Genomic DNA, 8,122 nt, shown 5'->3' with positions numbered 1-8,122 from the left:
AGTCGGCCCAATGCCTAACGCATCGCATGCCTGAGTGACGGTGTAGTTCTTATCCAGCACAAGGCTAACGGCTTCAAGTTTAAACTCTGGGGTAAATCGAGAACGGTCGTGATACATGGGCACCTCTGTCAATGGCGCTACTATAGCAACGCCTTTAATTGGTGTCCGGTTTTATTAGACCACTACAGTCAGCCTGCGGCCGGCTCGACTCGGCATCCCTGCCTCGGTTCGCCTTATTCCGCCGTCCGGGCGGAATAACCTTGTCTTCCTTTCTCCGGTTCACCGGTCTTACGCGACACAACCCTCGCTGCAAGTAGCGGTGATTTTTGTGCTGTGTGGTGTGGCTGTATGTCCTGTGTCCGGGTTCATCTTATTTCCCTGGCCCAAAACAAAAACCACAGGCATAAAAAAACCGGGGCAGGGCCCCGGTTGGTGTCTTGCAGCATAGCAACTTACAGCGCGGCGATAACAGCCTGTTGCTCAATCAGTTTCGCTTTAGATTCAGCGTAACCGGTCAGTTTCTCACGCTCTTTAGCAACTACGGCTTCAGGCGCGCGGGCAACAAAGCCTTCGTTAGAGAGCTTGCTCTCAATACGGGCAATTTCACCGTCGATTTTCGCTACTTCTTTTGCCAGACGATCCAGCTCAGCGGCTTTATCGATAAGACCAGCCATTGGGATCAGCAGCTCTGCGCCGTCGATAATTTTGGTCACGGAAACCGGGCCTTTATCATCGGCTGGCAGCACAGTAATGCTTTCCAGGCGTGCCAGCGTTTGCAGGAAGTTGCGGTTGGCATTTACACGGGCAACCACAGCTTCGCTGGCGTTACGCAGCAATACTTCCAGCGGTTTACCCGGTGCGATGTTCATTTCTGCACGGATATTACGCACGGCGGTGATTGCCTGTTTCAGCCACTCGGTATCGGCCAGAGCTGCTTCATCAACCAGTGTGCTGTCGAACGCCGGGATCGGCTGCAGCATAATGGTATCGGCAGTGATGCCTTTCAGCACTTTCACACGCTGCCAGATAGTTTCCGTAATAAACGGAATAATCGGGTGCGCCAGGCGCAGCAGTGCTTCCAGTACTGTGACCAGAGTATTACGGGTACCGCGCAATTCGGCTTCGCTGCCACCGTTCATTACCGGCTTGGTCAGCTCCAGGTACCAGTCACAGAACTGGTTCCAGGTGAACTCATACAGAATATTGGCGGCGATATCGAAACGGTAGTTATCCAACGCTTCGCGGTAGGCTTTCACCGTTTGGTTGAATTCCGCAAGGATCCAGCGGTCTGCCAGTGACAGCACTTTCTCGCCACCGTTAAAGCCGCAATCCTGCTCTTCAGTGTTCATCAGCACAAAGCGGCTGGCGTTCCACAGCTTGTTACAGAAGTTACGGTAACCTTCCAGGCGCTTCATATCCCAGTTGATATCACGACCGGTAGACGCCAGTGCTGCCAGGGTGAAACGCAGTGCATCGGTGCCGTGCGGTTCAATGCCGTTCGGGAACTGTTTCTCGGTGCGCTTGCGGATTTTCTCTGCCAGTTGCGGCTGCATCATGTTGCCGGTACGTTTTTCCAGCAAGGCTTCCAGCGAAATGCCGTCTACCATATCCAGCGGGTCAATCACGTTACCTTTGGACTTGGACATTTTCTGCCCTTCGTCATCACGGATAAGCCCGGTCATGTATACAGTGTGGAACGGCACCTGCGATTTATCGTCTTCATCTTTAATGAAGTGCATGGTCATCATGATCATGCGCGCAATCCAGAAGAAGATGATATCGAAGCCGCTCACCATCACGGTGGATGGGTGGAACGCTTTCAGTGCTTCGGTATTTTCCGGCCAGCCCAGGGTGGAGAACGTCCACAGCGCAGAGGAAAACCAGGTATCCAGCACGTCTTCGTCCTGGTTCAGGGCGATGTCTGCCGGGATGTTATTTTCCTGGCGCACTTCGTCTTCGGTGCGGCCAACATACACATTACCCTGTGCGTCGTACCATGCCGGAATACGGTGGCCCCACCACAACTGGCGGGAAATACACCAGTCCTGAATGTCGCGCATCCAGGAGAAATACATGTTTTCGTATTGTTTCGGAACGAACTGGATATCGCCGTTCTCTACGGCTTCAATCGCCGGTTTCGCCAGCGGAGCAACCCGCACATACCACTGGTCAGTCAGCATTGGTTCAATAACCACGCCGCCACGGTCGCCGTAAGGCACAGTCAGGTCGTGAGGCTTGATTTCAACCAGCAGACCAGCGGCATCAATTGCGGCCACAATGGCTTTACGCGCAGCGAAACGCTCCAGTTTTTGGTATTCAGCCGGAATATCGCTGCTGTAAACGGTGGATTCAACACCATTGGTATCGAACACCTGAGCGCTTTCACGGATATCACCGTCAAAGGTCAGAATGTTGATCATCGGTAACTGGTGGCGTTTACCCACTTCGTAGTCATTGAAATCGTGCGCCGGGGTGATTTTCACGCAACCGGTGCCTTTTTCCATATCGGCGTGTTCATCGCCCACCACTGGAATACGGCGGTTAACCAGCGGCAGTACAACATATTTGCCAATCAGGTCTTTATAACGCGGGTCTTCCGGGTTTACCGCGACACCGGTATCGCCCAGCAGTGTTTCCGGACGAGTGGTGGCAACAACCAGGTAATCTTTGCCGTCTGCGGTTTTCGCGCCGTCGGCCAGCGGGTAGCGGATATGCCACATAGAGCCTTTAGACTCGCGGTTTTCCACTTCCAGGTCGGAAATCGCGGTACGCAGTTTCGGGTCCCAGTTGACCAGGCGCTTACCACGATAAATCAAATCTTCTTTATACAGGCGGACAAACACTTCTTTCACCGCGTTGGACAGGCCGTCGTCCATGGTGAAGCGCTCGCGCTCCCAGTCTACAGAGTTGCCCAGGCGGCGCATCTGGCGGGTAATGGTGCCGCCGGATTCAGCTTTCCACTGCCAAATTTTATCGATAAAGGCATCGCGGCCGTAATCGTGGCGGGTTTTCCCTTCTTCGGCAGCAATTTTGCGCTCGACCACCATTTGCGTGGCGATACCGGCGTGGTCGGTCCCCACCTGCCACAGCGTATTTTTACCCTGCATGCGCTGGTAGCGGATCATGGTGTCCATGATGGTCTGCTGGAAGGCGTGACCCATATGCAAACTGCCAGTGACATTCGGCGGTGGGATCATGATGCAGAAGCTTTCCTGGCTGTTATCGCCATTGGGTTTAAAGTAGCCCTGCTGTTCCCAGTGCTCGTAAAGCGGCTGTTCGATATCTTGTGGGTTATATGTCTTTTCCATTTCTGCTATATCGTTCCGGGCACCGTGGGGGTGGCCGTGGTCAAGTGGAAACCAGCCGTGCGATACGCTTTATAGCGTTCACGCGCCAGTTGTTTCTGGGATTCTTCGTAAGGAACGAAGTCTATCACTTCATGGAAAGCGGTGGCAAAATCTGCGAACCCGGGCAGCAGGCTGATAAGAATATCGCGGGGTGCACTGCCACGGCGTTGCGGCCAGGCCAGCTCAACCGGTGCGCCAAAACGCGGGCCTTCACCGGCCAGGTTATGGGGCACAAAATGGTGGGGTTCGCGCTGCCATAGCGCTTCATCTAACCGGATAGCCTGTTGTTCGTCTTCACAGGCAACCAGCACACGCTTGCCTTCCCGCCAACGTTCTGCCGCCAGTTCGCACACCAGCGCTTCGACGGCGCTTAGCGGGCCTGCCGGGGTATCGTTATCCAGAAGATAGAACGTTGCGTTTTTCATGATTTCCGGGTGTTGTCAGTGACTGTTCACTCACGCCGGGCTCCTGGTTTGAGCACCGGTTTCCCCGGGGTGAGTATGGCGCCTTCAAGGCGGTGCCAGCCTGTTGGCAAGCGAGCCGGGGCGAATGCGGGCGCATACGCCGCCAGGCGGTCAGCAAGCATACCACGATGGGGGCCTGTTGTGCACGGGTAAGCCCGCACCTGGCAGGCCTTCCCCTAAAATACTCGCCCCTGCCGTGAAAGCAGGGGACAGAGGTTACTCTTCGTTGCCAAGGCCTGCGCGGTTGAGCAGGAACTGCGCCAGCATTGCCACCGGGCGGCCAGTAGCCCCTTTCGCTTTCCCGGAACGCCAGGCAGTACCGGCAATATCCAGGTGTGCCCAGTTATATTTACGGGCAAAGCGCGACAGGAAGCAGGCAGCGGTAATTGCCCCGCCTGGGCGGCCACCAATGTTTGCCATATCGGCAAAATTGGAATCCAGCTGGTCCTGGTACTCATCGCCCATAGGCAGGCGCCACGCGCGGTCGCCAGATTGCTCAGACGCCCCAAGCAGCTCGTGAGCCAGCGGGTTATGGTTGGACATCAGCCCGGTGAGGTGGTGACCAAGGGCAATCACGCACGCCCCGGTGAGCGTGGCGATATCCACCACGACATCTGGCTCGAAGCGTTCAACGTAGGTCAGCACATCGCACAGCACCAGGCGGCCTTCGGCATCGGTATTCAGCACTTCAACTGTTTGGCCAGACATCGTGGTGAGCACATCGCCCGGGCGGTAAGCACGCCCGCCAGGCATGTTTTCACAACCGGCCAGCACGCCAATCACGTTGATGGGCAGTTGCAGCTCCGCCACCATGCGCATTACACCGTAGACTGAAGCCGCGCCGCACATGTCGTACTTCATTTCGTCCATGCCTTCGGCAGGCTTAATGGAGATACCGCCGGAGTCAAACGTCAGGCCTTTACCCACCAGAACCACCGGGCGGGCATCAGCAGACGGGTCGCCTTTATATTCAATAACCGACATCAGGGATTCGTTCTGGGAACCCTGGCCGACAGCCAGGTAGGAATTCATCCCCAGTTCTTTCATTTGTTGCTCGCCAATCACCCGGGTGACCACATTTTTGCTGTAAGCATCTGCCAGCTGGCGCGCCTGCGACGCCAGGTAAGCGGCGTTACAGATATTCGGCGGCATGTTGCCGAGGTCTTTGGCGGCTTTAATCCCTGCCGCAATTGCCAGACCATGCTGGATAGCGCGCTCGCCACTGGTGAGTTCCCGGCGGGTTGGCACGTTAAACACCATTTTGCGCAGCGGGCGACGTGGCTCGGTTTTGTTGGTTTTTAACTGGTCGAAACTGTAAAGGGTTTCTTTCGCGGTCTCGACAGCCTGGCGCACTTTCCAGTACGTACTCCGGCTCTTCACGTGCAGCTCGGTCAGAAAACAGACGGCTTCCATAGAACCCGTATCATTCAGGGTGTTAATGGTTTTCTGAATTACCTGTTTGTACTGGCGCTCATCCAGTTCACGCTCTTTACCGCAGCCAATCAGCAGGATGCGCTCAGAGAGCACATTCGGGACGTGATGCAGTAATAAGGTTTGCCCAGGCTTCCCTTCCAGTTCACCGCGCCGTAACAAAGCGCTGATATAACCGTCGCTGATTTTATCGAGTTGTTCTGCGATTGGGGACAGGCGGCGCGGTTCGAATACACCCACGACGATACAGGCGCTCCGCTGTTTCTCCGGGCTGCCGCTTTTTACACTGAACTCCATGCACTACGCTCCTGAATCTTAAAGACAACAGCGGCTTGTACGGATAGAATTGAAAACTTTCGTAACTCGCACTCCGCTGTTGCGGTGACTTCGTGTTAATCTTAACGGACGTTTTACTGGTTTCCGCTCGTCACTTATCAGGTCGCGAAACCTGAGGCCGACAGATTATTTAATCTTAGCGGTGTTTTCGACGACTCAAGAGAATAAATGACGTATAAGCGATGAAACAAGCAATTTTCCTGCAAAAAGACTCGTTTTCACAGGCGTATTTAATGTGATAATCATAAGATATCTTGTACGGGAGACACTCAAAAGCCAGTTGGCGATTCTGTTCATCCTGTTACTTATCTTCTTCTGTCAGAAGCTGGTCAGGATACTGGGCGCAGCGGTTGACGGTGAAATCCCCACGAATTTAGTGCTCTCTTTATTAGGGCTGGGCGTGCCTGAAATGGCACAATTAATATTGCCTCTCAGTCTTTTCCTGGGCCTGTTAATGACCTTCGGCAGGTTGTACACCGAGAGTGAAATAACGGTAATGCACGCATGCGGGCTGAGTAAATCAGTGCTGGTTAAAGCGGCAGGCGTGCTGATGTTACTGACTGGTGCTGTTGCTGCGGTGAATGTGATGTGGGCGGGGCCCTGGTCATCACGCCACCAGGATGAAGTGCTGGCGGAAGCAAAAGCCAACCCGGGCATGGCGGCGCTGGCTGCCGGGCAGTTCCAGCAGTCTTCCGATGGTAACTCGGTGCTGTTTATTGAAAGTGTTAACGGCAGCAAATTCCACGATGTGTTCCTTGCGCAGTTGCGCCCGAAAGGCAATGCCCGCCCCTCTGTTGTGGTGGCGGATTCCGGCAAACTGGCGCAGCGCCCGGATGGCTCCCAGGTGGTCACGCTGAACAAAGGCACACGCTTTGAAGGCACAGCGTTGCTGCGTGATTTCCGGATTACGGATTTCCAGGACTACAAAGCGATTATTGGCCACCAGGTAGTGGCGCTGGACCCGAACGACACAGACCAAATGGATATGCGCACCTTGTGGAACACGCATACGCCTTCAGCCCGTGCTGAGCTGAACTGGCGTATTACCCTGGTGCTGGCAGTCGCAATTATGGCGCTGATGGTGGTGCCGCTCAGTGCGGTGAACCCGCGCCAGGGCAGGGTGTTATCCATGCTGCCTGCCATGTTGCTTTACCTGGTGTTCTTCTTGCTGCAGACCTCTATTCGTTCTAATGGGGCGAAAGGCAAGCTGGACCCTGCCATGTGGATGTGGATTGTTAATGCACTGTACCTGGCGCTGGCCGTGGGCCTGAACCTGTGGGATACCGTGCCCATGCGTAAACTGCGTGCGCAGTTTGTTAAGAAAGGAGCGGTCTGATGGCAGGGTTTGGCGTTCTTGACCGCTATATTGGCAAGACTATCTTCAACACCATTATGATGACGCTGTTTATGCTGGTCTCGCTATCCGGCATTATTAAGTTTGTCGATCAGTTGAAAAAGGCCGGTGAGGGCGGTTATACCGCTGCAGGCGCCGGGCTGTATACCGTTCTCAGTGTTCCTAAAGACATCCAGATTTTCTTCCCCATGGCGGCACTGCTTGGCGCGCTGTTGGGGCTGGGGATGCTGGCACAACGCAGTGAACTGGTGGTGATGCAGGCTTCCGGTTTTACCCGCATGCAGGTGGCGGCTTCGGTTATGAAAACCGCCATCCCGCTGGTGTTGTTAACCATGGCGATTGGCGAGTGGGTTGCCCCGCAGGGTGAGCAAATGGCGCGCAACTACCGGGCGCAAATGATGTACGGTGGTTCTCTGCTTTCCACTCAGCAAGGTTTGTGGGCGAAAGATGGTAACAGTTTTGTGTTTATCCAGCGGGTAAAAGGCAACAACGAACTGGAGAACATCAGCATTTATCGCTTCAACAAAGAACGCCGCCTGCTTTCGGTAGAGAACGCGGCTTCGGCGAAGTTTGATAAAGACGCAAAAGTGTGGAAGCTTTCGCAGATTGATGAGTCTGACTTATCCAGCCCCACACAGATTACCGGCTCGCAAAAAGTGAACGGTACCTGGAAAACGACACTCACCCCGGACAAACTGGGCGTGGTGGCGCTGGACCCGGATGCCCTGTCGATTAGCGGCCTGTATAACTACGTGAAGTACCTGAAATCCAGCGGGCAGGACCCAAGCAAATACCAGCTTAATATGTGGAGCAAGGTATTCCAGCCGGTTTCTGTGGCGGTAATGATGCTGATGGCGTTGTCGTTTATTTTCGGCCCGCTGCGTAGTGTACCAATGGGCGTGCGCGTGGTAACCGGCATCAGTTGTGGCTTTGTGTTCTATGTGCTGGACCAGATTTTTGGCCCGCTGAGCCTAGTGTACCACATTCCGCCAATTATGGGCGCGCTCCTGCCCAGCGCATCTTTCCTGCTAATCAGCCTGTGGCTGCTGGTGAAACGCAGTTAGCTGTTGATGTCTGTTGTGATGTTCAGCAAAACCCGCTCTGTGTAGCGGGTTTTTTATTGGGGTTTTTGCCCCACAGAGATCCCCCGGTGTTTTCCCCTGAAATGTGACCCCTGGCCGGTTTAGCTG

At 54.7% G+C, this 8,122-nt stretch carries 7 protein-coding genes; 2 read left to right on the top strand and 5 right to left on the bottom strand.

The annotated features are described in order from the left end of the window. The 5 genes from DT73_RS27065 to pepA form a co-directional block, all read right to left on the bottom strand. The coding region (locus DT73_RS27065) for a transposase (protein ID WP_152552501.1) at window positions 1-117 on the bottom strand (117 nt) is incomplete at its 3' end. Window positions 118-452: 335 nt separating this feature from the next. Next, window positions 453-3,308 carry a valine--tRNA ligase gene (locus DT73_RS08365; protein ID WP_036106849.1) on the bottom strand — a complete coding sequence of 952 codons (2,856 nt, stop codon included), beginning with the start codon at window positions 3,306-3,308 and terminating at the stop codon, window positions 453-455. 5 nt (window positions 3,309-3,313) lie between these two features. Next, window positions 3,314-3,772 carry a DNA polymerase III subunit chi gene (locus DT73_RS08360; protein ID WP_036106843.1) on the bottom strand — a complete coding sequence of 153 codons (459 nt, stop codon included), beginning with the start codon at window positions 3,770-3,772 and terminating at the stop codon, window positions 3,314-3,316. 26 nt (window positions 3,773-3,798) lie between these two features. Then, entirely contained in the window at window positions 3,799-3,933 is a 135-nt protein-coding gene (locus DT73_RS26930) for a hypothetical protein (protein WP_255358339.1), read from the bottom strand. Window positions 3,934-4,027: 94 nt separating this feature from the next. Beyond that, window positions 4,028-5,539 (bottom strand): leucyl aminopeptidase, encoded by a 1,512-nt coding sequence (pepA, locus tag DT73_RS08355; protein ID WP_036106840.1) that lies wholly within the window; start codon window positions 5,537-5,539, stop codon window positions 4,028-4,030. A gap of 274 nt (window positions 5,540-5,813) precedes the next feature. On the opposite strand from pepA, the gene lptF reads away from it, so the two are divergent. Together lptF and lptG are read left to right on the top strand one after the other, a co-directional pair. Continuing rightward, a complete protein-coding gene (gene lptF / locus DT73_RS08350; RefSeq protein WP_036106837.1) occupies window positions 5,814-6,914 on the top strand; it encodes an LPS export ABC transporter permease LptF in 1,101 nt (366 codons plus the stop codon). Next, window positions 6,914-7,996 (top strand): LPS export ABC transporter permease LptG, encoded by a 1,083-nt coding sequence (lptG, locus tag DT73_RS08345; RefSeq protein WP_036106834.1) that lies wholly within the window; start codon window positions 6,914-6,916, stop codon window positions 7,994-7,996. Before lptF ends, lptG begins: the two co-directional genes overlap by 1 nt. Window positions 7,997-8,122: the final 126 nt, after the last annotated feature.

Origin of the sequence: Mangrovibacter sp. MFB070, from assembly GCF_000705335.1 — a bacterium.
GTDB lineage: Bacteria > Pseudomonadota > Gammaproteobacteria > Enterobacterales > Enterobacteriaceae > Mangrovibacter > Mangrovibacter plantisponsor.
This window is presented reverse-complemented; position numbering and strand designations above follow the sequence as displayed.